16 protein-coding genes and 1 tRNA gene are annotated in these 25,174 nt (G+C 58.1%); 4 read left to right on the forward strand and 13 right to left on the reverse strand.

Annotation, left to right across the window (positions count from 1 at the left end; genetic code table 11):
* The first annotated feature begins 52 nt into the window (after positions 1-52).
* A complete protein-coding gene (gene recJ / locus QEZ52_RS13400; protein WP_406644867.1) occupies positions 53-1,795 on the forward strand; it encodes a single-stranded-DNA-specific exonuclease RecJ in 1,743 nt (580 codons plus the stop codon).
* Between the two features lie 88 nt (positions 1,796-1,883).
* Positions 1,884-1,958, forward strand: a tRNA-Glu gene (locus QEZ52_RS13405).
* A 465-nt stretch (positions 1,959-2,423) separates the two neighbouring features.
* Here the strand turns inward: QEZ52_RS13405 and QEZ52_RS13410 are convergent.
* The 8 genes from QEZ52_RS13410 to QEZ52_RS13445 all read right to left on the reverse strand — a co-directional run bounded on the left by QEZ52_RS13410 (position 2,424) and on the right by QEZ52_RS13445 (position 13,105).
* On the reverse strand, positions 2,424-3,944 hold the full coding sequence (locus tag QEZ52_RS13410; protein ID WP_406644869.1) for a M81 family metallopeptidase: 1,521 nt from the start codon (positions 3,942-3,944) through the stop codon (positions 2,424-2,426).
* Positions 3,941-5,587, reverse strand: a complete 1,647-nt coding sequence (locus tag QEZ52_RS13415) for an amidohydrolase (protein ID WP_406644870.1) — start codon at positions 5,585-5,587, stop codon at positions 3,941-3,943. The genes QEZ52_RS13410 and QEZ52_RS13415 overlap by 4 nt, the downstream gene beginning before the upstream one ends.
* A gap of 129 nt (positions 5,588-5,716) precedes the next feature.
* On the reverse strand, positions 5,717-6,658 hold the full coding sequence (locus tag QEZ52_RS13420) for an oligopeptide/dipeptide ABC transporter ATP-binding protein (protein ID WP_406644871.1): 942 nt from the start codon (positions 6,656-6,658) through the stop codon (positions 5,717-5,719).
* Entirely contained in the window at positions 6,655-7,632 is a 978-nt protein-coding gene (locus tag QEZ52_RS13425) for an ABC transporter ATP-binding protein (protein WP_406644872.1), read from the reverse strand. The genes QEZ52_RS13420 and QEZ52_RS13425 overlap by 4 nt, the downstream gene beginning before the upstream one ends.
* Positions 7,629-8,507, reverse strand: coding sequence for an ABC transporter permease (locus tag QEZ52_RS13430; RefSeq protein WP_406644873.1), 879 nt, complete (start codon positions 8,505-8,507; stop codon positions 7,629-7,631). Before QEZ52_RS13430 ends, QEZ52_RS13425 begins: the two co-directional genes overlap by 4 nt.
* Positions 8,508-8,518: 11 nt before the next feature.
* On the reverse strand, positions 8,519-9,457 hold the full coding sequence (locus tag QEZ52_RS13435) for an ABC transporter permease (RefSeq protein WP_406644874.1): 939 nt from the start codon (positions 9,455-9,457) through the stop codon (positions 8,519-8,521).
* A gap of 78 nt (positions 9,458-9,535) precedes the next feature.
* The gene (locus QEZ52_RS13440; protein WP_406644875.1) at positions 9,536-11,098 is read right to left on the reverse strand and encodes an ABC transporter substrate-binding protein; all 1,563 of its coding nucleotides are present in this window, start codon (positions 11,096-11,098) and stop codon (positions 9,536-9,538) included.
* A gap of 21 nt (positions 11,099-11,119) precedes the next feature.
* Positions 11,120-13,105, reverse strand: coding sequence for a CocE/NonD family hydrolase (locus tag QEZ52_RS13445; protein WP_406644877.1), 1,986 nt, complete (start codon positions 13,103-13,105; stop codon positions 11,120-11,122).
* A gap of 98 nt (positions 13,106-13,203) precedes the next feature.
* On the opposite strand from QEZ52_RS13445, the gene QEZ52_RS13450 reads away from it, so the two are divergent.
* On the forward strand, positions 13,204-14,001 hold the full coding sequence (locus QEZ52_RS13450; protein WP_406644878.1) for a helix-turn-helix domain-containing protein: 798 nt from the start codon (positions 13,204-13,206) through the stop codon (positions 13,999-14,001).
* Between the two features lie 264 nt (positions 14,002-14,265).
* On the opposite strand, the gene QEZ52_RS13455 is transcribed toward QEZ52_RS13450, so the two are convergent.
* The 5 genes from QEZ52_RS13455 to QEZ52_RS13475 form a co-directional block, all read right to left on the reverse strand.
* A complete protein-coding gene (locus QEZ52_RS13455; RefSeq protein WP_406644879.1) occupies positions 14,266-17,268 on the reverse strand; it encodes a tetratricopeptide repeat protein in 3,003 nt (1,000 codons plus the stop codon).
* 228 nt (positions 17,269-17,496) lie between these two features.
* Positions 17,497-18,048: a hypothetical protein gene (locus QEZ52_RS13460; RefSeq protein WP_406644881.1), complete on the reverse strand. Its 552-nt coding sequence runs from the start codon at positions 18,046-18,048 to the stop codon at positions 17,497-17,499.
* 201 nt (positions 18,049-18,249) lie between these two features.
* Complete coding sequence (locus tag QEZ52_RS13465) at positions 18,250-18,642, reverse strand: DUF302 domain-containing protein (protein WP_406644882.1); 393 nt, start codon at positions 18,640-18,642, stop codon at positions 18,250-18,252.
* 203 nt (positions 18,643-18,845) lie between these two features.
* Positions 18,846-21,455, reverse strand: a complete 2,610-nt coding sequence (locus QEZ52_RS13470; RefSeq protein ID WP_406644884.1) for a hypothetical protein — start codon at positions 21,453-21,455, stop codon at positions 18,846-18,848.
* A 3-nt stretch (positions 21,456-21,458) separates the two neighbouring features.
* Positions 21,459-22,586: an exonuclease SbcCD subunit D gene (locus tag QEZ52_RS13475; RefSeq protein WP_406644885.1), complete on the reverse strand. Its 1,128-nt coding sequence runs from the start codon at positions 22,584-22,586 to the stop codon at positions 21,459-21,461.
* 305 nt (positions 22,587-22,891) lie between these two features.
* On the opposite strand from QEZ52_RS13475, the gene QEZ52_RS13480 reads away from it, so the two are divergent.
* Complete coding sequence (locus QEZ52_RS13480) at positions 22,892-24,757, forward strand: adenylate/guanylate cyclase domain-containing protein (protein WP_406644886.1); 1,866 nt, start codon at positions 22,892-22,894, stop codon at positions 24,755-24,757.
* The last annotated feature ends 417 nt before the right edge of the window (positions 24,758-25,174 follow it).

The following is a 25,174-nucleotide window of genomic DNA, read 5'->3' on the forward strand; positions in this document are numbered from 1 at the left end:
TCGGATCCGCGAGAGGGTCCGGCCTTTTTACGATGCGGATGGGGGAGCAGGCATGAGTTTTCTAGGTGTGGAGCAATCGCTGAGTGGACGGCGATGGGTGGGACCGGGCGTGGATGTCGAACGGGCGGCCGAAGCCATGGTACAGCAGACCACCCTGCCTCAGGCGGTGTGCCAGGTGCTGGCGCGTCGCGGCGTGCCTGCGATGGAAGCCCAGGGGTTCCTGACCCCGCAGCTCAAGGAGCTGCTGCCCGACCCACGTCGGATGAAAGACATGGACAAGGCCGCCGCGCGGTTCGTACAGGCGGTGCAGCGGCGCGAGCGCATTGCGGTCTTTGCCGATTATGACGTGGATGGCGGCAGCTCGGCAGCGTTGTTGCTGGTGTGGCTGCGCGACATGGGCCATTCCGCAACACTGTATGTGCCGGATCGGATCGACGAAGGGTACGGACCCAACGAGGTCGCAATGCAGGCTCTGGCGCGCGATCACGACCTGATCGTCTGTGTCGATTGCGGCACCTTGAGCCACGGGCCTATCGCCGCCGCCACAGGCGCGGATGTGGTGGTGTTGGACCACCACCTGGGGGGAGAAACCCTGCCCGTTTGTGTTGCGGTGGTGAACCCCAACCGTCAGGACGAAGATGGCGATCTTGGCTATTTCTGCGCTGCGGGCGTGGTGTTCCTGATGTTGGTCGAGGTTCGGCGTCAGATGCGCGAAGCAGGCTTGGGCACTGGTCCGGACCTGATGGCGCTGTTGGATCTGGTGGCGTTGGCCACGGTGGCCGATGTGGCCCCTTTGATTGGGGCCAACCGGGCGCTGGTCCGTCAGGGGCTGAAAGTGATGGCTGCCCGGCAACGACCTGGTCTGGTGGCGCTGGCGGATGTGTCGCGCATGGATTCCAGCCCCAGCCCCTATCATCTCGGGTTCCTGCTGGGCCCTCGGGTGAACGCCGGCGGGCGCATCGGCAAGGCCGATCTGGGCGCGCGATTGCTGGCCTGTGACAACCCGCATGAAGCCGCCGCCATGGCGGAACGGCTGGACCAGCTGAACACCGAACGGCGCGAGATCGAAAACGCAGTGCGCGCCGCCGCTATGGAACAGGCCGAAGAGCGCGGTCTGGACGCCCCTTTGGTCTGGGCTGCTGGCGAAGGTTGGCACCCTGGCGTTGTCGGCATCGTAGCCTCGCGGCTCAAGGAAGCCGCCAACCGCCCCGCCATCGTCATCGGTCTGGATGGGACCGAAGGCAAAGGGTCCGGACGTTCGGTCAGCGGCATCGACCTGGGGGCTGCCATCCAACGCATGGCCAACGACGGTCTGTTGCTAAAGGGAGGCGGTCACAAGATGGCCGCAGGGTTGACCGTGGCACGCGACCAATTGGAACCGGCGATGGCGCGCCTGACGGAATTGCTGGCCAAACAGGGCGCAGATACATTGGGCGCTGCTGATCTGAAGCTGGACGGGGTGATCATGCCCCGTGCTGCCACAATTGATCTGATCGAACAGATCGAACAGGCAGGCCCTTTTGGTGCCGGGGCACCTGCGCCGCGCTATGCGTTGCCTTCGTTGTCGGTGCGTTTTGCCAGGCGTGTGGGCGAAAGCCATCTCAAGCTCAGCCTCGCAGACGGGACAGGCGGCGGGATTGATGCCATTGCGTTCGGTGCCTTTGACACAGCGTTGGGTCCACGGCTCATCGACCATGGTGGTGCCCGGTTTCATTTTGCCGGGCGCATGGAAATCAACACTTGGGGGGGGCGTCAAACCGTGCAACTGCGGCTGGATGATGCGGCACCGGCCTGATGCGGACCGCTTTCAAATTATTTGGATCCAAACTCACTTTTTGCCTTGCGGCACAGACTTGGATTGCCTAAAGAACCGCACACACAGTGGCCCGTTCGTCTATCGGTTAGGACGCCAGGTTTTCAACCTGGAAAGAGGGGTTCGATTCCCCTACGGGCTGCCACTTCTCCCCTGATTGTTATAATTCTGTAGAGCTGCTCTTGGGGCGGTGCGCCATGTTTCTGGGGCCGACTGACACCTGCGCCTAAATTGGCATTTCTCGGACATTCTGCGGCTTGCAGCCCAAGCTGCGCGCGCACGATTTATCTGGTGCAGATAGCGTTGGGTGTCATCGCTGTACGACAGCCTGGGCACCACGTCCGAGATGCGACCATCCTGCCCGCCTGCCAGGCGATCTCATTGGCGCATGCGGTCGGACTCTCATGTCGGGATCTGAGAGATTTTTGAACCTCCCTGCCTCTGGCATTTGCCAGCGATGGCGACGAACTGTGAATGGGTCTGTCCGCCCGTTGGCGCAGATACCTATATGGCTGCGCCAATTGCGGGTGTTGGGACCGTTCCGGCGTGCGGCGTCGCTGTTCGCCAAACCGGCCGATTGCGCGCAACGCAGCACTGTGGGACAGCCTCATCACGTCTGTGCGAAAACATCGCGACCTGGGCTTGCCTTGATCAACGACACCTGTTCACGGAGGTTTTCGTATGACACTTGATCCAACCGACACGGGTGAAGGCCCGGTGACGCAACCAGAAGCGTCGCCTGTGCGATAGGGTCGAAATCGGCGCGAAAATGAGCCGTGCTTTTTACGACGATCAGACGTGCGTCCGATAAATCCAGCCCAAAGTGTTCGAGCAATGCGCAGTCAAGACATTGAAACCTTTGTTCGGAGACGACTACAAAAATCGCATTGGAAGGTCCGACAATTTTCAACAGCGCCGTACGTCCGATGTCGACGGCAATTCCCTTGTACATTTCACCTGTGCAAAGGATGGGAACATCACACAAACGTACAACCTCGAAGGTTGCTGTCTTGCGGGTCAGTCCCGGAATTTGAGTATTTTGACCAACAACATGGTCAAAGTGGTCTCCAACTCCAGCTGACCAAGCCTTTTGGATACAGGCCAGATCGGCAAAAATACCCATGACAGCCGGAGCAAGATCCAGTTCAATCAGCGCCTGCAACAGGCCGGTTGTGTCGCTGGTCCCGCCTGCGCCTGGGTTGTCTTGGACGTCGGCCAGCACCACCGGGCGTGCGGATGTCTGCAACAATTCGACCCCTTTCTGGATCGCCTGGCGTTCCGAAAGCAAGCTTTTGGTCAGTTGCTGCTCTGCTTCAAGAAACCGGCCCAAAAGAATGTCTGCGGCCTGCTGGGCTGCGGGTTCTTTGGTGCAATAGGCCAAAACAGATGGACCGCAGTTGGGAATGTCAGCGGCCGGAAACCCGGATGCGGCATCAGCGCTGATCAGACCGGGAACCGGCAGATCATCAAACCCGGAAAAAATATGTGCGAACGGTTCCTGACCGGTTGCCTGATCCGAGAGCGGAATAAGAAATGGCACCTGCAAGAACGCTCTTGAAAAGGGGTGGCCCAGAATCAGGCGCTGGCGCATCAGACGCGCGGCCCGAACACCAGTTTGCGCCATGTCGAGATGCGGATATTCCCGATAGATCGCAATGGCATCGCAGAGTGCGACAAAAGCAGGAGAGATATTGGCGTGAAAGTCGAGGGCCACCACCACCGGGATATCCCCGACCACCGCACGCACGCGGCGCAGGATTTCAAGTTCACCGTCAAAATGATCTTCGGTAACCATTGCACCGTGCAGATCCAGCAGCACGCCATCCAGTGGTGCGTGCTGTTTCAACCCGGCGCAGATTTCACCACAGTACGTGTCAAAAGCGTCCCTGCAAACATGTCCAGCAGGTTCAGCGGCACACCATAGAATGGGGCGGAGATCAAAATCCTGCCCCTCCTGAATGAAGCCGCCGATTCCAATATTCAGACCAGGGAATACCTCTAAAATGTCCTGCCCACGGGTTGCAGCTGGCCAGCCATCGGCGCGTTCAAACTCGGAAACTGGTGTAAGATTTGGGTTGAACGTGTTGGTTTCATGTTGAAAACCGGCAATCGCAATCTTGGCCCTGGTCATGCGCTGACTTTCTGATCGGATATTTGAGATGTCTGGAAAACCAACTGGCCACGACGGATTGTTTGAACCAATTTTGTGTCAGCCAATTGTTCCGGTGCGGTCAAAGGATTGCGGGACAGGATGGCAAAATCAGCAAGTTTACCGACCTCGATCGAACCGCGCCTGTCTTCCTGAAACACCTGCCAGGCGGCATCAATTGTCTGTGCACGCAATGCAGACAGGACCGAGACTTTCTGGTCCGCACCCAGTTGACGCCCCGACGCAGTCAGCCGATTGACCGCGCAGTGTGCCAAATGAATGGGCCGCGTGGGTGTCACCGATGCGTCATTGTGGATCGTATACCGCACCCCGTATTTTTCTGCGGACGCTGCCGGAGAAATTCGCATCGCACGCTCGGGGCCCAGAAACGTGTCATAGTGGCGGTCGCCCCAGAAATGGATATGGGCCGAAAAGAAGCTGATCGTGACCCCCAGACGGACCATGCGCTCCAATTGGTCATCGCGCGTGGTCTGGCCATGGATCACTGTATGTCGGTGATCGCTTCGTGGATTTGCCGTTTGCGCGGCCTCGACAGCATCCAGAAACAGATCCAACCCGGCGTCGCCATTGCAGTGGCAGTGTATTTGAAACCCCATGTCATGCAGTTTCTTCACCTGAGCGTGATGCTCGTCGGCATCGACATAGGTCATCCCACAGGGCGCACCCGGATTGGCGGGCTTATGGTATGGCTCGGACAAATACGCCGTTTGCAGCTGAAAGGCCCCGTCGGTGAACAGTTTGCGCGGGCCCAGGGTGAAGTGAGGATTGCCCGGCCATTGCGCCGCGCCCAGGTTCTGGCTGAACTGTGGTTCCATCTCTCCGACGGGCAGGATTTCTATGTCGATACCCGGATCGACATTTGCCGGAAGGGACGCAAAATGCGCGATCATATCGGGCGAGGACCAGGCGTTTTGTGCATAGGTGACGCCATGTTCAAGATATTCGTCACGGCATGCGTCAAACCCCTGCCAGAAACGATCCCGGTCGATCAGGAAATTGGTATCTCCCATTGCGCCCATTGCAGAGATACCTTCGATCACCCCTGTCAGCGCCCCAGTTTCTGGATCCCGGCCAAATCGCCCGCCCACCGGATCAGGCGTGTCTCGATTGACCCCATGACGTTCGAGCGCCATCGAATTGGCAGTACCATTATGGCCCGAAGCATGAAGCACCCAAATCGGATGATCTGTAGACACAGAATCCAACTCTGCGCGGGTTGGCATCCGCTGCTCCGCGATGGCCGTATTGTCAAACGACACCCCCATCACCCAATCTCCCGGCGGAGTTTCGGCCGTTTTCGCCCGCATTCGCTCCAATGCGGTGGCCATGCCTGGACAATCTCCGCGCGGCGCAGAGGCCAGATCAACCCGGAACAACCGAATGAATCCGGGATCGGGAAAATGCCCGTGCGGGTCGATAAAGGCCGGCAACATGGTCTTGCCCTGCAAATCGACCTCGGTCGCACTCGATGACAGCTGTGCGCGCAGGTCGGTTTCGGCACCTGCCGCAACGATGGTATCCGCCTCGGTCAAAACGGCTTCGACAACGTTGTTTTTATCATCCATCGTCAGGATAGGACCATTGAAATACAGTGTTTGGTTCATCTCAAATTACCCTTGTGAAACCGTATAGTCGCCGCGGACGGTTCCATGTTGCGCCCGATGCGTTCCGTTGCATCCGGTAATCTTCTAAAGCAGTGCCAATAATCGGCACCATTTTTGGTTCATGGGTCTTCAAGCTGCTGCCCCCACGATGCGGGGGGTCAAACACCGGATGCCGTGGCCATTTTCGACCTCCCATTGGGGAACCTGCGTGCAGACTTCAGAGGCCATTGGGCAGCGTTCGCGGAACTCGCATCCCGACGGCCGTTTGATCAGGCTCGGAGGCTCGCCCTTCAACGCGATACGCTCCAGTCGCGCATCCGGGTCGGGTTCGGGGTTCGCGCTGAGCAGACAATGCGTGTATGGGTGGCGCGGATCGGCGAAAACCGTCTCGGACGGGCCTTCTTCGACCAGCCTTCCAAGGTAGAGAATCCCCATCCGATCAGCCACATGGCGTACCACATTCAAGTTATGGGTGATGATCACCATCGACAGACCAAGCCGTTCACGCAGATCATTGAGCAGGTTCAAAAGCTCACCCTGCACCGACACATCCAACCCGGCTGTGGGTTCATCAGCCAGGATCAGTTTTGGCTCCAACGCCAGTGCCCGCGCAACGCCAACACGACGCGCCTGTCCCCCCGACAGCTGATAAGGATAGCGATCCGCAAAATGCGACGGCAGGTTGACCAGCTCCAGCAACCGTTTGGCTTCGGCATCCAGATCACGATCCTTCATCCCCTGAATGCGATAGGGTTCGGTGATCAGGTTGCGAATGGTCAGGCGCGGCGACAGTGATCCGACCGGATCCTGAAACATCATCGCAATATCCTTGCGCAGAGGGCGAAAAGCACGTTCCGAAATGCCGCGAATTTCCTGCCCCATGAATTTGACCGATCCGGATTGCGCCGGGGCCAGCCCGGCAATGGCCCGGATCACCGTGGTCTTGCCCGACCCGCTTTCGCCAACCATTGCATAGGTCTGACCGGCCTCGACGTTAAAGCTGACACCGGCCAGAACATTGACGGGGCCGAAATTGGTTTTCAGGTCCTTGACCTCCAGGATCGGGCTCATGCGACTGCCTCCTCATGGTTCAACCAGCAGGCCGCAAAGTGCCCCTCTTTGAGTTTGGTCAACGCAGGTACTTGTGCACAGCGTTCATTGGCCTGTTCGCAACGATCACGAAAGATGCAGCCAGTCGGCAGATTGGCCAGATCGGGCACTTCACCGGGAATGGTGGGCAACACACGGGCACGGGCTTTGATGTGTCCGGGATCACATTCGATCAAACGACGGGTGTAAGGATGCCTTGGGTGATGAAAGATCTCGCGCACATCGCCGCTTTCCACAACGGCACCCGCATACATCACCACCACCCGGTCACATAGTTCGGCAATCACACCCAGGTGGTGCGAGATGAACAGGATCGAACAGCCGAAGTCCTTTTGCAGATCTTGCAGGCGTTCAATGATTTGAACTTCCAGCGTGGCGTCCAATGCTGTGGTCGGCTCATCCGCGATCAACAGATCAGGCTCGCTCATCAACGCCATTGCAATGGCAATCCGCTGGCGCATCCCGCCGGAAAACTCGTGCGGGAATTGCTTTAGCCGCGCCTCTGGATCGGGTATGCCAACAGCCCCCAGCATTTTTGCCGCCAACGCAATTTTTTCCTGTTTCGAGATCTTTGCACGATGCTGGATATCCACCATCTGTTGCCCGATCGAGATCACGGGATTGAGGGTCTGCATCGGGTCTTGGAACACGATCGAGATGTCCGAGCCGCGCAGATCACGCATCTGACGTTCCGACTGTGTTAACAGGTCTTTCCCATGAAAGCGCACCTCGCCCTTGCGAAACCGGGTGTTCGGCGCGGTTAACCGCAGGATCGACGAAATCAGCGTGGATTTGCCACACCCACTTTCACCGACAATCCCAACAATTTCGCCTTTGCGCACATCAAAACTGATATTTCGCAGCGCCTTGAGATCCCCACGTGCGGTTTCATAATCCACACTCAGGTCGTCAATCTCCAAAAGTACGTCAGTCATCGCTGTTTCCTCAGTTTGGGATCGACCACGTCGCGCAGGCTTTCCCCCAGAAAGGTAAAACCAAGGGTCGCCAGAATGATCGGCAGGCCACCACCAATCACCAACCACGGGGTTTGCCGGATCAGCGCATAGCCATCTTTCAACAAGGCACCCCAGCTTGGCGTCGGAGGTTTCACACCAAGGCCGAGAAACGACAGCCCGGCCTCAAGCGCGATCACAGTCGGGATATCCATTGCCGCCAACACCGCCAGAACGCCAATGATATTGGGCAGCATATGCACCCCGAGAATGCGCTTCATGGTGGCCCCCATGGCCCGTTCGGCCAGTATGAATTCCGAATTGCGCAGAGTCAGAGTTTGGGTACGGGCCACCCGCCCATAGGTCGGGATCGACGTTGCCATGACCACAAACACCACGGTTTGCAGGCTTGGCCCCACCAGCGCCACAACGGCCAGGGCGAACATCACGGTTGGAAAGGACCGGATGGTGTCAAAAAACAGCATCAACAGGTTATCCAGCCATTTTGGCCCATAGCCCGCGATCATCCCCAGCGTGAGGCCAATGGCCATTGCGCCAAACACCGCGGGCAGTGCAACCTTCAATGCGACCCTGCCACCCATCACAACACGCGAAAATGTATCGCGCCCTAGCTGATCGGTGCCCAGAAAATGCGCCCAGGACGGCCCCTGCATCCGGTCCGGGATATTCATCGCAATAGGATCATAGGGCACAATCCAAGGTGCGAACAACGCGGCCAAAACAATGGCCCCAACGATGATCAACCCCATCAGACCCAGCGGCTCTCGTGCGACGCCAGTTATGATATTCATCAATTCAGAGCGTGGTTTTTGGGGTGTCGAAGTAATATAAGCCATGGTCCCCTCCCTCAGTTTTCGGTGCGGGCACGCGGATCAAGCACCGCGTTGATGATGTCCGCCAGTGCGGTTGAAACAACAAACAAACCGGTCGAGACCAACACCGCCCCCATCACGATGGGATAGTTGCGGGTGGTGATGCTATCGATGACAAGTTTGCCCAATCCCGGACGTGCAAACACGATCTCGGTGAAGACAGCGCCGCTCAGAAGGAAGCCCATGCCAACACCAATCACGGTGACAACCGGCAAGATGGCTATCCGCAGCGCGTAGGCTCCAATGATACGCCGTTCGCTCAGACCAAAGGCGCGGGCGGTTCGGATGTGGCTTTCGCCCAGAACTTCCAGCATCGAAGCCCGAACCAGACGCGCCACATAGCCGACCCAGGACAACCCCATCGCAAAAGCGGGCAATACCAGATGATAGAGAACATCCCAGAACCCTTCGCCAGCGCCAATTGCAGGAAACCAGCGAAGATAAACGGCGAACAAAAGCAACGACAACAGGGCAACAACAAAGGCAGGAGCAGCCACGAAACTGACCGATAAAGTTGCCACAACGCGATCTGCCAGTGTGTTGGGATGCGCAGCCGCATAGGCACCAATCGCAACACCCAAAATGGCCGACCAACCGATGGACAGGAAGATCAAGTGAAGTGTGTAGGGCAGCTGTTCGAAGACAATATCGGTAACGGAGCGCCCGGAAAAGACATCAACGCCCAGGTCGCCGCGCAGCAATCCACCATAGAACAGAGCCAGCTGCCGCCACATCGGTTGATCCAGAGCCAGTTCGGACGTCAATTTGGCCTGCAATTCCGGTGTGGCGCGCGGTCCCAGCATAATCTCTACAGGGTTGCCCGGCACAGCACGGATCATCAGGAACATGACAGTAACCGCCACGACCAAAATCAACGCCGCAAGCGCGAAGCGTTTGAGGGTGTAAGACAACATGTGCAGCCACCTTTGATTTGATAGTCAGTGCGGCGTGATCACCTGACTAGGGATGGTCACGCCGCGCCTGAGAGGAGATCAGGCTTTGTCAAAATACCGCAGGAGCGACAGGCCATCCGGCCGCAGCGCCGGCACCACATCGGCCGAGTGGATCACGGGCGTCGCCTCATGGGTGATGAACCGATAGGCTCCACTTTCTTCCATGATGCTCTGCGCCTGCTGGTACATTTCGTCCCGCTTGGCGGTATCGGTTTCGCGGAACGCTGCCTCGTGCAGAGCGTCATACTCGGGATTCTTGTGGCGCTCCCAGTTCCAGATACCGGCCTGCTCGGTGGTGAACCACGAGGTCGCGTAATAGGGGTCCGGGGTCATGGAATAGCGGTTGAGCACCAGCTGCAGGTTCTCATTGTCACCGCTGGCCCAAAACGCACCGGACTCCAACAGGTTGATCTCGACCGAGATACCAATCTGCGCCAGCGTGGCCTGAATGATCTGTGCAGTGGTCGCAAAGGTGGTTTTGTTCAGGACATCCAGTGTGAGCGACACATTGGTCTCTCCACTTTCGGCCAACAACGCTGCCGCCTTTTCAAAATTCGCCTCGGGCGGGATCATTCCGGTTTTTCGATTGCCAGCCAATCCCGGAGCGATTATGCCTGTCGATGGTTCGACAGCGCCAAAATACGCCGCCTGGAGGATGCTTGGAACATCAATGGCGTGTTGGATCGCCTGGCGCAGTTTCTTGTTTTGCAGTTTGGGATGATCCATGTTCATGCCCAGCCAGACATAATACAGCGATGGGTTTTCGATCAGTGTACCGCCATTGGGGACACCGCCGCGATACCGTTCAACCGAGCCCAAAGAGACACGGGTAAAGTCGATCTCACCTGCTTCAAAAGCAATCTCGGCCGTGTTTTCATCATCAATCGGCAGGATTTCGATTGTGTCCCAAGCTGGCGCAGCTCCCTTCCAGTCTGGGTTCCGCTTCAACACGGTTTTTGACTTTGGGCTCCAGCTGTCACGAAGGTATGGGCCGGATTCGGCAACCGGGTCCGTCCCAATGATACCACCTGCCGCTTCCACGGCCTTTTTCGAAACGATATTGCCGGTCTGATATGGCAACGCGATGCTCCAGAGCGGGGCAAAGGGATCTTTCAGAACAATGGTGCCTTCACGCTCGCCAGTCACCTCGACATGGCTCAGCGTGCCCATATCCGGTTTGTTGGTTGCTTCTGTCGCGGGATCAATCACCCGTTCAAACGAGAATTTCACGTCTTCGGCCGTCATCGCGCCAAACCCGTTGGTAAAACCGATGTCATCACGCAGCGCAAATTTGATGTGGGTCGGGTCGACCTGTTCAATCATGCTGGCGGCATCCAATTGCCACCCCCATTCCCTGCCCGGTTTGTACTGGATCAGCTTGTTATAAGTGGCCGCCATGACCTCTTCTTCGTTCACTGACAGGATTTTTGCAGGATCCATGGTCTGCGTGTCGCCATAAGCCCGTATGCGCAGAACACCATCTGTGCCCGCAGCCGCCCGTGATCCAAAGCCCATCGGTACCGCCGTGACCGCGCCCAAAGCCGTCGCCCCTCGCAGAAAGTTCCGCCGCCCCATAGGGGCCTTTGTCCATTCGATTTTCATGTTATCCTCCCGTGGATTGGTTCAAAGAAGTCCGCGCGGGATGGTCTTTGACCAGTCCCGTGACAGAATTTCGGTTTTGTTCGCGCCTTCGGTGGCGCAGACTTTTCTGTGCAGATAGAAATTTGCCGCATCGCACGTCATGGCGTTCTCGGTGTCGATTTCGACCTGCCAATCGCCGCGCTCAAATGTGAAATTCCACTTTTCCCAAAAGCAGGCCGTGGCCGGGTCATCAGGATGAATGGAAACCTGCAGTGAGACATCGCTGCCGACGGCCAGGCCGTGATGCGGGTCGCGGGTTTTGCCAAAGTCATCCCGGGTCTCGCGCACAACCACGCCGTCCTCTCGGATAAACCGCTCGGACGTGCTGGTTGGGGCACGAAGCTCTTGGGTCTCGAGCTGTGGAAACTCTTGTACAGGTCCGGGGTTGGCTGGGGTGATCTCTGTCGCGACCTGCCGCACAGGTAGTTTCAGCGTGGTTTTTGCCAGATCCAGCGTGATCGCGGCCTGTTTTGGCGCAGGCCAGACAAGCGGCCAATAGCTGCTGGACAAGGCAAGCCGCAGCCGCTGCCCGACCCGCAAGTGATGCGCACATTCGTTCAGCTCTATCTGCGCAGTATACGTTTTCCCCGGCACGAGCGCCTCTGGGGTCTCGAAACTCTCATGGGCACTCAGGTTCAACGGCCGATAGCTGATACGGAACGATTGCCCGTCAGGTGCAACGTCACACAACCGCACAACCAGCTGTGCAACGGGGCGATCAACAGTGAAGGAAAATTCGAATACGGCGCGGCCAAGAAGCTCAAGAGGATCTTGCAAAGGGGCTGTGTCGAAACAGACAGACAGCGCATCATCTTCTTGCTGATCACCGGCCAATTCGTTGTCATTGCGCATGCCGGGGCAGAAATAACCGCTGGCCTGGCCAATGTGCGCCAACGTAGAGACTGTCACCTGCCCCGCCTGAGGCTCCTCGACCAACGCGCCCGTGTCCAAATACATGTTGCGAACAGAAATATTCGGTGACGGCCAATTCTGTTCTGCGATCCATCGGCCTTGGCGGGGGCTGTTGTGTTCAGTCGGCGGAAAATGCTCCTGCATGAACGCACGATAATCAGGCAGATCTTCAGCGCCGTTGAGCTCGCCCTTTAGCCAGCGATCAAACCAGCCGATCACCTCGGAATGGAAATCCGCGGGTGCCAATTTGGAAATATGCGCATAGCGATGCTCCCAGGGCCCAATCATCGCCTTGGAGGCGGAATTCAGGTTCGCGACCAGAGCCGTCGGTGCATTGACATATGCGTCTGCCCAGCCCGTCATCCCCAGGACAGGTATTTTGATCGCAGACCAATCTTCGCAGACCGATCCATGTTTCCAGAACGCGTCTCGGGTCGGATGGGCCAACCAATCGGCGGCCAGAAAAGGAGACTTGTCGAGCCTTTCGATCCACTCTTCCCGCCAGTCGGGGCGCAGAAGCGGATCAAGCGGGCGTGTTTGATAGGCAAACATCTGGCTTGACCAATTGATATTGTCGCTGAGCAGACAGCCCCCCATAAAGTGAATGTCGTCCGCGTATCGATCCACAGTCGAGGCAACGCTGATCACAGCCTTCAAGGCTTCGGGCTGACGGCTTGCCAGCTGCAACCCGTTGAAACCGCCCCAGGAAATGCCAATGATGCCAACATTGCCATCGCTCCAGCCCTGATCCGCGATCCACGCTAGAACGTCTTCACCATCGCTTAGCTCTTGCTCGGAATATTCATCATCGAACACCCCATCGCTATCGCCGGTTCCGGAAATATCCACCCGAACACAAACATATCCCGCGCGGGCAAAAACCGGATGGGTGGTTTCATCCCGCGGTGCCGTGCCATCGCGTTTGCGATACGGAAGATACTCCAAAATGGAGGGGAACGGCCCGTCCCCCTTGGGCATCCAGAGTCGCGCAGCCAGCCTTCGCCCGTCTGAGAGAGGGATCCATTGGTTTTCTATTATTTCGATTTGATCAGCCATGGCGCGAACATGGACAAAGCACTTGCCCCAAACAAGTTAGCGAGTATTGTGTTCCTTTAGCTACTTTTAGCTAAGGTGCAAAAAGGTGATAACGTCCGATGTCCCGAAATGAAATTTTTTCGAAAAATCTAAAACACCTCTGCGCCGAACGGGTCTCGATTGCGCAGATTTGTCGGGACATAGGAATCAACCAGCAGCAATTCAGCCGATATCTGAATGGTGCCGGCATGCCTTCTGCGCATAATCTGCGCAAAATCTGCCTGAACTTTGGTTTGCAGGAGCAGCATCTTTTTACGGACCCGGTTGAATTCATGGCGCAACGACGCGAAGCGACCCGGAATGCTTCGCCCGTTTCCCAGGACCCTTTTGCCCACGCCTTTCCGGGGGACATCGCCCGGTTGCGAAAATATATCGGGAGCTACCACATTCATTTTTTCACGCCTTCGTGGCCGGGCAACGTCATGGTGGGGTTCACGGAACTGTACGAACAGAGTGGGCAAGTGTTGGCCAGAACTGTTGAACGCGGAAAAAACCCGGAACACGGCACCATCAACCGGACGCGATATAACGGCAAGTCGAGCTATCTGGGGGGGCGCATTTTTGTAATGGAATTTGAAAGCGATCAGGAAGGGTCAATCACCGAGACAGTGCTTTATCCGGCGCATCGCCAGCAACGCACCTATTTGCGTGGCATGACGCTGGGGCTTGCTTGGCGACCGCGCCGCTCTCCCTATGCATCCAGATCCATTTGGAAACGGATCGAGGCGTCACAGTCTCTCCGCAGCTCGCTCTCCAAATGCGGGATATATCCGATGGAACATCGTTTCATCACGCCAACTGTACGGGATTTTCTGCTCGAAAAGACACGAATGACTGGTGAGGTAAATGTTTCCTGACACCGGTTTGGCTTAGAAGTCAGCTCAAGATAGGGAATTGGGAAACTGGGCTGAACCAGGTCCCACTTGCCCCGTGACGCGCATCTTCCCAGTTGTGGCAACCGCCGCGCCCGAAGGAGTCCCCACCGATATGATGACTTTATGGAGTGTCGCATCAAACATCAAAGGTCGGTCAAACCCAGCGTGATCACAGAGGGGCACCCGCTTCTGACCAAGACCCAAGCCGCGCTGGGACGTTGGAAGGGTTCAGACCGAAGTGGAGCGCTAGGTGGTGGGCAGCCCGGCAATCTCGAGGCCCGAAGCGATACGCTGCCAATCATCGGCGCACCGCCACATCCTTTTGAACCCGCCTGCCAGCGACGCAACACTGTCCCTTTCCACGACTATGCCACGGCCAAGCAATTCCTGACGACGATGGGAAATGAACAATTTCAACGCCTCCCTGGCATCATTTTCGCGACCTGAATGGGCATAGGCAGCCACCAGAAAAGCATGGGCCAGCGAATTCAAGAGAGCTTCACCAATCAGAAACCCAACGGCCTGATCATAGTGACCCAGGTGGAAATGTATTTGTCCGAGGATCCAGTCCAGCGCTGGCGGGTGCAGCGGATCAAGGCGAACGGCTTCATCGACGACCTCCTGTGCCTTCTGAGGTTGTCCCAACAAGAGAAAGCCATACCCACACCAGGCCATGGATTCCGCTTCGTTGACGATTTGGGACAGCGTCTTTTGGAACTGCACATCGGCTTCACACCACAAACCGGCGCACAGATAGGCATAGCCAAGCTGGTCCTGAATAAAGACGTCATTGTTATCCAGTGACGCGCCCTTGCGGGCTATGGTCAATGCATGTTTGGGGGCATCATCGTCGGCCAGCCCCAACCACAAATCCACCACATATGTATCTGCCAGATACATGTAGACCCGTGCATAGTTTGGATCCAACTCCAACGCCTTTTGGAACAGAATCCGGGCCTTGGCCGTGTCGGTCGCATTCAAACCATCCCGCAGCGCCTTGCCTTGCAGGAGGAGTTCATACGCCTTCATGTTTTCGGTTGGCTTTTGGGCGATGCGATCGGCCACATCGTGTTGAACCCGCCCCGGCAGCACCGCAATAATGGCCCGGGCGACTTCGTCCTGAACTGCAAAAATATCCTCAAGTTCACGATCATAGCGATCGGCCCAGATGTGTTTCCCGGTGTCGGAATCGATCAGCTGCGCCGAGATGCGGACCCGGTTGCCGGACTTGCGCACGCTGCCTTCCAACAAATACTGAACCCCCAATTTTGATCCGATTTCGCTGGTTTCCAGGTTCTGCCCCTTGAAACTGAAGGACGAATTGCGCGCCACGATAAACAGCGTCCGAAATCTGGACAGCCCGGTAATGATATCTTCTGAAATCCCGTCACTGAAATAATCCTGCTCAGGGTCGCCGCTCATGTTGGTAAAGGGGAGAACCGCCACAGAGGGTTTGTCCCGCGTCGCGTAGACCGGGGCGCGCGCGGCCTCGGCGGGCATCCCCGCCTTCAGAAGCCCCTGTCTGATACGGTCGCGATCCGCCGATCTGCGATACGACAGACCGTTGACATACGCCTCGACAGAGAACTTGGGCTCGAATTCAAAGATCCGGGCTATCGCGTCCGCGGCATCCGCTGGTCGCCCCAATTCGCCCAGGGCCGAAACGAGATTGACATAGGGTGCGAGATATCCGCTTTCGCGCTGCAAAGACTCGCGGTAACAGCTGACCGCTTCTTCGAGCCGGCCAGCAAGCCGATAGTTGTTCCCAAGGGCGCGCAGCAACCCGGGTCTGTAAACAGGCGACAGACGCATGGCTTTGCGGACCAATTCGGCACCGCGTTCAGGGTATCCCGATTTTCGCATTACGGCCGAGGCGACCCCGCCCAGGATTTCGGCATTGTTGGGGGCCAAAGCAATCGCTGTTTCGGTCAACTCCATCGCCTTATCATGATCGCCAGCGTTCAGATGGGCCAGCGCAAGAATGGCGTGGGCTTCGGCGCAATCGCGATCCAAGGCAAGTGCCCGATGCGCACAGTCAAAGGTCAATGCCTGGGCCTCGTCGAACCTTTTCCTGTCGACAATGCCGCCCCCCACATCGGCCTCTCCGAAATAAAGCCATGCACGCATACACCAGGCAAACGCATAGTCTGGATCCAGGGTCAAAGCCCGATCTATACGTTCAATGGCCTTGGGGCGGTCCTGAACAGATCCGCTCAGAACAGCGTCTGTGGCCAAACGTGTGCATTCCCACGCCTCGAGATTGTCTGTACCCCTGGACCAGATGCGATGCTGCTCGCCTTCTCGCAACTCCACATCCATGGCCACGACAATCTCGCGGGTGATGTCGTCCTGCACGGCAAAGATGTCCTGCATTTTCCGATCATATCGTTCGGCCCACAGATGGAGCCCGCTGGTTGCATCTATGAGCTGGGCTGTGACCCGCACACGCCCTGCCGAACTGCGCACGCTGCCTTCCAACACATAGCGCACTCCCTGTTCGCGGCTGACCTGCTTCACATCGACCGCGCATCCTTTGTAAACAAAGGTCGAATTGCGCGCGACAACCAGCAATCTGCTGATCTTGGACAGCGCTGTGATTATGTCCTCTGTGATGCCGTCGGCAAAATGATCCTGTTCCGGATCGGAGCTCATGACAGTGAAAGGCAAAACCGCAATTGAGGGCAGTTCGGGAATGGTGAAATCCAATCCGATGGATTCCGCGAATGCCTTGGGTGTTTTTTGATATTGTTCGCGTTCGGACAGAATACGAAAGGCGTGAACTGGCTCAGAGATGTTTTTGACGGTCTGCTCACCTAGGTCCTCCCACACAAGCGGCAGGACATTGTGGACTTCACGATACACCCCTTCGGAAACACAGACACCACCCGGTTCGGCAAGACCTTCGAGCCGCGCGGCCATGTTTACGCCATTCCCAAAGATATCATCGTTCTGGATGATGATGTCGCCAAGATTGACGCCGATACGAAACTGAAATCCACCGCTGTGGTCAAGCAGCAGTGTCTGCCATGCCGTCGCACAGCTGACCGCATCCACAACGCTTGCGAATTCTGCCAGAATGCCGTCGCCCATCAGCTTCACGATCCGGCCATGATGCTCGGCAACCAGAGGGCGCAGCGTGGTTTCTATCAGGCTGGAGACCGCCAAAAGCGTTTTGGTCTCGTCACGTTCCATGAGCGTCGAATAGCCCACCAGATCAGCGGCAAGGATTGCTGCGAGTCTGCGTTCCAATGAGGCCCCTCCCAGCTTGTTACATAACGGTCATGCCCAAACGTACCCACAAATGGCACCGTCGTGGAACACAAAATCGAACCGCCCGCGGGTAATGTCACAGGAACGCGGCACACCCTGTGTTGATGCCATGGTCCAGTACAGCGACCACAGCCCCGGAAACCACGGGGCCTTCCGCCAAGTCAGTGCAGGAAGTCAGTGCAAGAGGTCAATGGCAAGGCCGTGCGCTCAGGCCCGGAATTCATCCATATCCACCTTGCGCCGTGCCATGGCGTGGAAGTTTTCCATGCTGAATTCCACCTGTTCGCCAGAGGTCCAGTCAAACAAAGACCGTTTGATCCGTGTCAGCGGTCCTTCATAGACATGGATCGCGCAACTTTGTTCATCCCCGTCCGCCGTTATCGCATGGATCGCCTCGGGCCCAAGACGCACGACATCCCCCGCCTGTACCAAGGTATTGCCGCCATGGCGCAGCTGACCAGGCTCGCGTTTATAGAGAACTTCGACCTCGGTGCCGCGATAAACGGCGATATGAACGCTCATACAATGTTCATGCGGCGCAAAAACGATGTCCGGTGCGTAGCGACAGGTCCAGATCGAACAGGTCTCGTCCTCGAACATCATCACTTCGTCTTCCTCCAGATCCGCGATGGCATCGGCCAGATCCTGTTTGCGGCTTTGACTGTCGGTCAAGAGTTCACGCAACGCCAAAGAACGCTCAGGGGATCCGGCGGCTTCCCGAATCTGGTGGACGAGGTCTTCCAGTTTAGCCTGTGGCATGGTCATTTATCCCAATTTCGATGTCCGTCATCTTCCGATCCAAGACCAGAATGCCGAGGCATACTTGCCGATTTGCGACCCCTGCAACATCACGGCCAGCTCAACATGATCCGTTGCCAATGTTTTTCGGTAACCAACCCATCAGTGACACCGGATGTCTCAACCCGCTGTCCTCACATGGGCCCAAAGGGCCCAAGGGGCTCAATCCGTCAATGCCTGTGCCACACGTGCAAGCCGATCGTTTGCATCGACAACCAGCCCGGCAAGCGCAGGGTCGGCATTCCCCGTCCCACCGTGCATCAACTCTGCCGCATCCGGAAGACGCACCAGCGCGCCGGACGTGGTGTTTTCGACAACCACGTTGCACGGAAGAAGAAGCCCGATCTCCGGGTTCGCCAGCAACGCCTGATGGGCCAGAACCGGGTTACAGGCCCCCAATATGGTATAGTTCCTGAATTCCACTCCCAGTTTCTCGGCCAACGTTTTATGCATGTCGATGCGGGTTATGACGCCGAACCCCTGTTCAGCCAGCGACGCTGTCACCTTGTCCAAAGCGTCTTCAAATGAACATGTCAATTTGATCTGTGCGTGCATATCCGGGTTCTCCCATGTGGCATCTGTTCAAAAAGTTCTTCTATGCAATTTGGGGCGACCGGGGGCCACCCGTGCCGGTTCTCTGTCAATTGGAACAGAGCCCCCTGCACCATACCAAAACTCAGCTGCTCTGCTCATGTGAACAATTGACGCTTGCCACACCCGTCACCCAATCGTCCCCATCAAAGATACGACAGGCAGCGTCACGCGGGTTCTGTCACGCGCCCAATGCTCAACACTTCGCCGCCCAAGGCCCGAAACGCACGCTGTCGGCAGGAAAACACAATAATCTGAAGATCTTGGGCCTGACGGGTCAAAGCATTGAACATCTGTTCGATCCGGTCATCATCCGTATAGACAATCGCATCATCCAGCACCACGGGAGCCGGGCGACCGTCAGCCGCCAGAATTTTGGCAAAGGCCAGACGCACCAGCAGAGAAATCTGCTCTTGTGTGCCGCCGGACAGAACGTCGAAATCCTCGGCGATTTCACGTCGGGTCAGGTGGGTGATCAGCCCGGTTTCGGCATCAATCACCGGATCCGCATCCGGCCAGATCATCCGCAACAGTGGCAGCAATTCCCGATGTACTGCAGCGACATAATTTTCGCGCGACCTGTCTTGGGCTGTCTTCAGCGCCTGGTCCAGCCGTTGATTGACCGCAATTTCGAACTGGACTTGGTCCAGACGGCTCTGGGCCTGGGTCAGCTGTTCGTGGGTCAGGGCCAGCTCTTCTTCGACAGCGGCCGATGACAGCACCGAAATCCGAGTGTCGAGCGCCGCCCGTTCTTCTCTCAGACGGGCAATCGTCGTAGCGGCGGCATCGGCCACGGATTGCGCCCGTTTCATCGTTGCTTCGGCCCCGGCCAGATCCGGGGCGTCCTTTTGCAACTCGGCCAACGCCGCGTGGGCCGCCGCGGTCTCTTGCACCGCCTTTGTGGCCGCTTGCTGCAAATGGGCCAGCTGTGCCTCGGGGGCGTCGATACCTGCCAGCGCTGTCTCGGCACGCAACAGCCGTTCCTGTGCCGTTTGCAGCACCCCTTCGCTGCGGTTCAGCGTCTCGCGCCGGGTTTGATCCAGGCTTCGCGCGGCTTCCAGCGCTTCGGCTGCCGTGTCGCGGGCCCGACGGGCTGCTTGCTCCTCAGCTTCGGCAGTGGCGGCATCCGGGATTTCCTGATCGGGATCGACCGGTGCAGGCAGACCGGCGATTTCGGCGCGCAACTCTGCCAGCCCCTTGGGGGCCAAGGCTTTGAGGTCGGCCTGCGCCTCGCGCAGCCCGGCCTCTGCCAAGGCCCGCGCCGCATCCGAACACCGCGCACTGTCCACCGTCTCCTGCCCCAGTTGGTTCAATGCAGCAGCCACGGCGGTTTTGGCCTGTTCAACGCCGGTATCGTTCTCGGCTTCGGCCGGGTAAATGGACAATTGCCCAACCCCTGCTATGTCCAGATGAACGCCATCGGGCACCGCGTGGCGTTCGTCACCCGAGATCGGCGTTCCATCGCGCAGAACCTTGCCAGCTCCGCCTGCGGCGTAGGTCACAGAAAATGACGCGGCGGCATTGTCGCGGCTGCGTTGCGCCAGAACCAGGTCCGCAACCAACCGATCCAGGGCCTTCATATCCGCTGACGAAACTTCAATCGCGATTTCAGCCGCAAGGCCTTCGATCCGGTGCCGCAGTGTTTCGGCACTGGCCAGCCGGGACTGCAACTCCTTGCGTCGGATTTTCGCCGCCTGTGCCTGTTCGGCCCGCAGTGCCAGCCGTGTGGTTTGGGCGCTCAGATCCGCTGTCGCAGCGGCCGATTTATGGGACTGGCTGGCCGCATCAAACGCCTGCCGGGCCTCCTCGCAAAGCGCCCGCCCCGTCTCCACATCGGCCTGAGCCGCCGCCATCGAAGATTGCGCCTGTCCCTGTTCGGCGACCGCATCCTGCAACGCATCCATCTGTGCCGCACATCTTTCGGCTTGTGCCACCAGCCGGGCGACCTGACCATTGGCCAGCTGCACTTTCTGATCATGGGCCCTGGCCAAAGCCAGCCCCGCCTCTGCATTGCGCCGCAGATCGGCCCGGTCCTGATGTGCGCCCGGAGATTCCAGTTCGCCCAGTTCGCGCCGTACCTGGCGACGCCGATCCAGGTCATCCTGCAGGCGTCGTGCCTCGTCGGCCAACCGGTCACGTTCCTGTTGCAGATGGGCGACTTCTGTCTCGATTTTACCCAACCCGCCGCCAACCCTGGTCCGCCCGGTCCCGGTCAGGTGCAGATCCAGAAACGCCCGACACGCCTGACGCGCGGTTTCCATGCGCCGTCCCCCGGTCATGGCCTCGACCTCGCCTGCGACAGAGGTCATGATATCGCGGCGGGCCTGCTGCTCTTCACCACCGCTTTGCAGTTCGGTGACCCCCTGACGCACCCACAGCAACCCCGCAGGTCCCCCGTCCGCAGGGGCCTTGAGCAACGTCGACAACAGGGCTTCGGCCTCGGCCTTTTGCGCAGTCAGAACCCCATCGCGCCACAGTTTGGCATCCTTGCGGCTGGCGCTGGAGCTCCAGCATTTGCTCAGCCGCCAATGCGTCCCGTCGATGTCGAACCCAACCGTGACTTCGGGATCACCACCGACCCGGGGCACCAGCGGTTTCACAGTCTTGTCAAACGAACGATGGCTGACAAAGAACACCGCGTGCAACGCATCAAAGAAGGTGGATTTACCATGTTCATTGGGGGCGCTCAGAACATTCAGACCGGGGCCAATTCCGGTGATCGCGACCGGGTCAACAAACCGGCGTACATTCTTCAACTGGACCGAGGTAATCTTCATCTCTTACCCCTCCCGGACCAGCGACCACAACCGGTTCAAAGCCGCCTGTGCCACCCGCATGTCGTCAGATGACCCACCCTGCCCCTGGGCCTCGAGATGCAATTCTTCGGCAGCAGCGCGCAAGGCACCACCCGTGGCGATCAGATCCAGATCCTCGGTCTCGTACTCGGTGGACAGATCGCCGTCACGCAGCCCCAAATGGGCATAATCCGGTCGGGCCTTGGCGATCTCTTCATCCAGCTGCCCCCGTTCGGCCATCCGCAAAAACCCACTGACCCGCACCTGCAACAGAATGTCCCGGCGTGCCGCGCGGTCGGCAGTCAGGATCCGCGCGCATTCTGCCGCGATGTCCATGCCCGGGCTCAGCCTCAGATCGGGTGCGCGCCATTCAAATCGCCCGACATCCAACGGGGTAACGTCAGGTACCGCACCCGGACCGTTCAATGTGACGGCCAAACAGACACCGCGCCCGTCGTGTTTGAACCTGTCCCGTTCAGGCGTACCACAATACCAGGTGCGATCCGTCACCCTGAGCTGGCCATGCCAATCCCCCATCGCCAAATAGTCCAGCCCGGCAGTCTCGGCCCGATCCGGTGCAATCACCGCCGATCCATCAAAATTCTCTCCAAAAGACACGACGCCCCCATGCGCCAACCCGATCCTCAGCGCATCCGGGGGCGTTTCGGCCCCAACCATCCAACCCGTCAGATCGCTCCCCGGAAACTGACGTGGCAACGGAGCAGGCAACAATTGCACCCCTTGGGCCATTTCCACTGGCGAGGGGTCGCGCAAAAGATGCACATTTTCACCTGTTTCCTGGTCGAACGCGCGCCACAGCTCCTCGGCGCGCAGGGAATCGTGATTGCCAGGTATGATCCACCATTGGATATCCTGCGCCGCGCTCATTGCGGTAGCAGCCTGTCTGCGCACTTCGGACGACGGCCCGATTGTGTCAAACATATCTCCTGCTACCAGCACATGCGCCGCGCGGTGCGTGCGGGCCGCATCGGCCAAACGTCCAATCACTTCGTGGCGTGCTTCGATCAACCGCCCCCGCAGCGAATCCGGCAGGGTGCCAAAGCCCTTTCCCAAGTGCAGGTCAGACGTATGAATCAAACGAAATTCAGTCATCACATTCCTCGGAAACCTGCCACCCAACAGCGTGAAATGCTGCACTCTGACTCTGTCATCTGGCAGAGTATTGCAGAAGCCTCCAGGGCACACCAGACGAGGTCGCCCCGATTTCCTGTTTTCCTGACCAGACCCAGGATCTGAGGCCGTGTTTCGCTGTCATGCACCGGCCTTGACCTTGCCTGCTTGGGTGCTCAAGAGTCCCAGAACGCGGTATTTTTGTTCCGGCGATGCAGCATCGCCGGAACAAAAGATCAAAAACACGTCGCAAAACATTGAAAAACAACAAAAGACCAGGGGGAAAGATGCGCAAAAGGATCACGAGGTTCCCGATCACCTTTAGCCTGTTTGCCGTCATTCTGGGTGTGGCCCTGGTGCTGGCAGTGCCATTGGCGATTTACTCGCATGTCACCCACAAGAATTCGACCATGATCACTGCCAGCGAGATCATGGAGCGGTCTGCCGACATTCTGCGGCTCAAGATTGACGATCTGATCAAACCGGCGGAAGCCGTGGCCCAGGTGTTGGCGATCTGGCCCAACGTCGGACACCTGCCCCACGAAGAGGGCCATTCAGCCGAGCTTTTCCTCAGCAGGCAATTGACCCGCTTGCCTTATCTGGCCTCGATCAACATCGGGTTCGATGATGGTTCCTTTTACCTGATCGGGCTTGCAGCGTCCCGCCCCCCCGAACGCCTGGTCGAATTGGCAGCGCCAGAAGGAACGGTTTTCCTGACGCAATCAATCTTTCGCAACGCATCCGGACACAGGGTCTCGGTGCGCCGGTTTCTGGACCATCAGGGCGAGTTGTTGGCTGCATCGCAAACATTGGACCCGGAATACGATCCCAGGGTGCGCCCGTGGTTCAAATCAGCAACCGACGACAAAAGCGTCAGCCGGACCAAATTGTACAAATTCACCGGCACCGGCCTGCCCGGCCTGACCATCAGTCGCCGCCATCCTGGCGGCACAGTGGGCGTTGATGTCACATTGGCTCAAATCGAAGAATTCCTGGGGTCCGAGCCTCAGGCCGAAAGCGGCCTGCTTACGATCTTTGGCTCTGACGGGACCGTCCTGGCCAGCACCGCCCACGATGCCGAAGACGAACTGGTCCAGACCGACCTGATTATGAGGATCCAGCAAGAACCGGGATTTCGTGCTGGGTTGATCGACGCCCAAGGCGATCCCTGGGTGGCCCATGTGGTCAAGGCATCCTCTCGGTTCGAAGCCGATGAAATACTCGCACTGGCCATGCCGGTGTCCACCATTGCCGCGCCGGTCAACCGGGTAACACGCAATACCTTTTTGGTTTCGGCCCTGATCCTGTTGTCCAGCATCCCGATCGTCTGGCTGGTATCGCGCGGCCTGTCACGGCCGCTGATCGGCCTGGCGACAGATGCCGACGCCATCCGCCGGTTCGATCTGGATGCCCCGCGCTCCGGCACGTCGGTTGTCGAAGAGATCTTTCAACTCCAATCGGCAATGGACCGCATGCGCACCAGCCTGGGTGTTTTTGGCCAATATGTCCCCAAGGCGCTAGTACAAAAGCTGATTCAGCAGAATGAAATCCCGCATCTGGGCGGCACCCGTCGCGAGCTAACCGTGCTGTTCATGGATATGGAAAATTTCACCGCAATGTCCGCGGACCTAGACCCTGACGACGTCATGAACCGGATGTCGCATTACTTCGAAGCCGTCACGCAAGTTCTGTTGGCGCATGGGGCAACCATCGACAAATACATCGGGGATGCGGTCATGGCCTTCTGGAACGCGCCCGAGGACACACCCGACCATGCGGCTCTTGCCTGTCAGGCCGCGCTCGCGGTCAAGGAGGCCGCTGCGCAGGTAACAAACAGCTGGCAAGACATTGAAATGCCCGTGCGCACCCGGATCGGAGTCCACACAGGCCCCGCGACCGTGGGCAATGTCGGCAGCTCGGACAGGATGAACTATACGGCATTCGGAGCCACCGTGAATCTTGCGGCGCGTTTGGAAGGGCTGAACCGGGATCTGAAAACCGACATATTGGTCAGCACCCAACTGGCCAAAGTCTGTGCCGGGCGGTTTGAGTTCCAGTCGGCAGGACACAGCAGGTTGAAAGGCTTTGCCGAGCCCGTCGAAGTATTCACCCTGACCAAAAACCAAGACACCATGACCGGCAAAGTAGAATAAAGACACACACTTTATGCACCCATCCAACTCTAGTTGCCCGCTGTACGACCGCTCATAGCACTCTCTGGCGGGTCGTCCGCGACCGTCAGATGCGGCCCTTTCAGCGCGTCAATCGCCTGACCCTCGGCCTCAAGGCAGGGACTGCCCGGTGGCCAGACCGCCCAAGCCTTCGTGCAAGGCCAGCTGCCACATCGCCAACCGTCACGCGTCGTTGAATGTCGGGTCCGCAAAGACCGTCTACGCGTCCAGGCGTTTGATCTGGGTGTGTGGCCCGGGATTTTGGTCTGTGCGTTTGGCATTGGTGATTAGATGCGCTCGCGATATCCTTGTTTTCCTATGCGTTCTCGCGTTTCTGTGCAGAGCCGAGCCAATCCTCTGGATCAATTTTCATCCCTGCGTAACACACTCGAAACCGAT

It is taken from the genome of Aliisedimentitalea scapharcae (assembly GCF_045277565.1).
Lineage (GTDB): Bacteria > Pseudomonadota > Alphaproteobacteria > Rhodobacterales > Rhodobacteraceae > Aliisedimentitalea > Aliisedimentitalea scapharcae.

Coding starts and splice junctions, on each gene's coding strand:
- QEZ52_RS13465 (WP_406644882.1), bottom strand. CDS start 18,642: ATGCACGCACAGATCAAATTGACATGTTCATTTGAAGACGCTTTGGAC.
- QEZ52_RS13410 (WP_406644869.1), bottom strand. CDS start 3,944: ATGACCAGGGCCAAGATTGCGATTGCCGGTTTTCAACATGAAACCAAC.
- QEZ52_RS13480 (WP_406644886.1), top strand. CDS start 22,892: ATGCGCAAAAGGATCACGAGGTTCCCGATCACCTTTAGCCTGTTTGCC.
- QEZ52_RS13415 (WP_406644870.1), bottom strand. CDS start 5,587: ATGAACCAAACACTGTATTTCAATGGTCCTATCCTGACGATGGATGAT.
- QEZ52_RS13440 (WP_406644875.1), bottom strand. CDS start 11,098: ATGAAAATCGAATGGACAAAGGCCCCTATGGGGCGGCGGAACTTTCTG.
- QEZ52_RS13420 (WP_406644871.1), bottom strand. CDS start 6,658: ATGAGCCCGATCCTGGAGGTCAAGGACCTGAAAACCAATTTCGGCCCC.
- QEZ52_RS13445 (WP_406644877.1), bottom strand. CDS start 13,105: ATGGCTGATCAAATCGAAATAATAGAAAACCAATGGATCCCTCTCTCA.
- QEZ52_RS13470 (WP_406644884.1), bottom strand. CDS start 21,455: ATGAAGATTACCTCGGTCCAGTTGAAGAATGTACGCCGGTTTGTTGAC.
- QEZ52_RS13425 (WP_406644872.1), bottom strand. CDS start 7,632: ATGACTGACGTACTTTTGGAGATTGACGACCTGAGTGTGGATTATGAA.
- QEZ52_RS13430 (WP_406644873.1), bottom strand. CDS start 8,507: ATGGCTTATATTACTTCGACACCCCAAAAACCACGCTCTGAATTGATG.
- QEZ52_RS13475 (WP_406644885.1), bottom strand. CDS start 22,586: ATGACTGAATTTCGTTTGATTCATACGTCTGACCTGCACTTGGGAAAG.
- QEZ52_RS13435 (WP_406644874.1), bottom strand. CDS start 9,457: ATGTTGTCTTACACCCTCAAACGCTTCGCGCTTGCGGCGTTGATTTTG.
- QEZ52_RS13460 (WP_406644881.1), bottom strand. CDS start 18,048: ATGCCACAGGCTAAACTGGAAGACCTCGTCCACCAGATTCGGGAAGCC.
- QEZ52_RS13450 (WP_406644878.1), top strand. CDS start 13,204: ATGTCCCGAAATGAAATTTTTTCGAAAAATCTAAAACACCTCTGCGCC.
- recJ (WP_406644867.1), top strand. CDS start 53: ATGAGTTTTCTAGGTGTGGAGCAATCGCTGAGTGGACGGCGATGGGTG.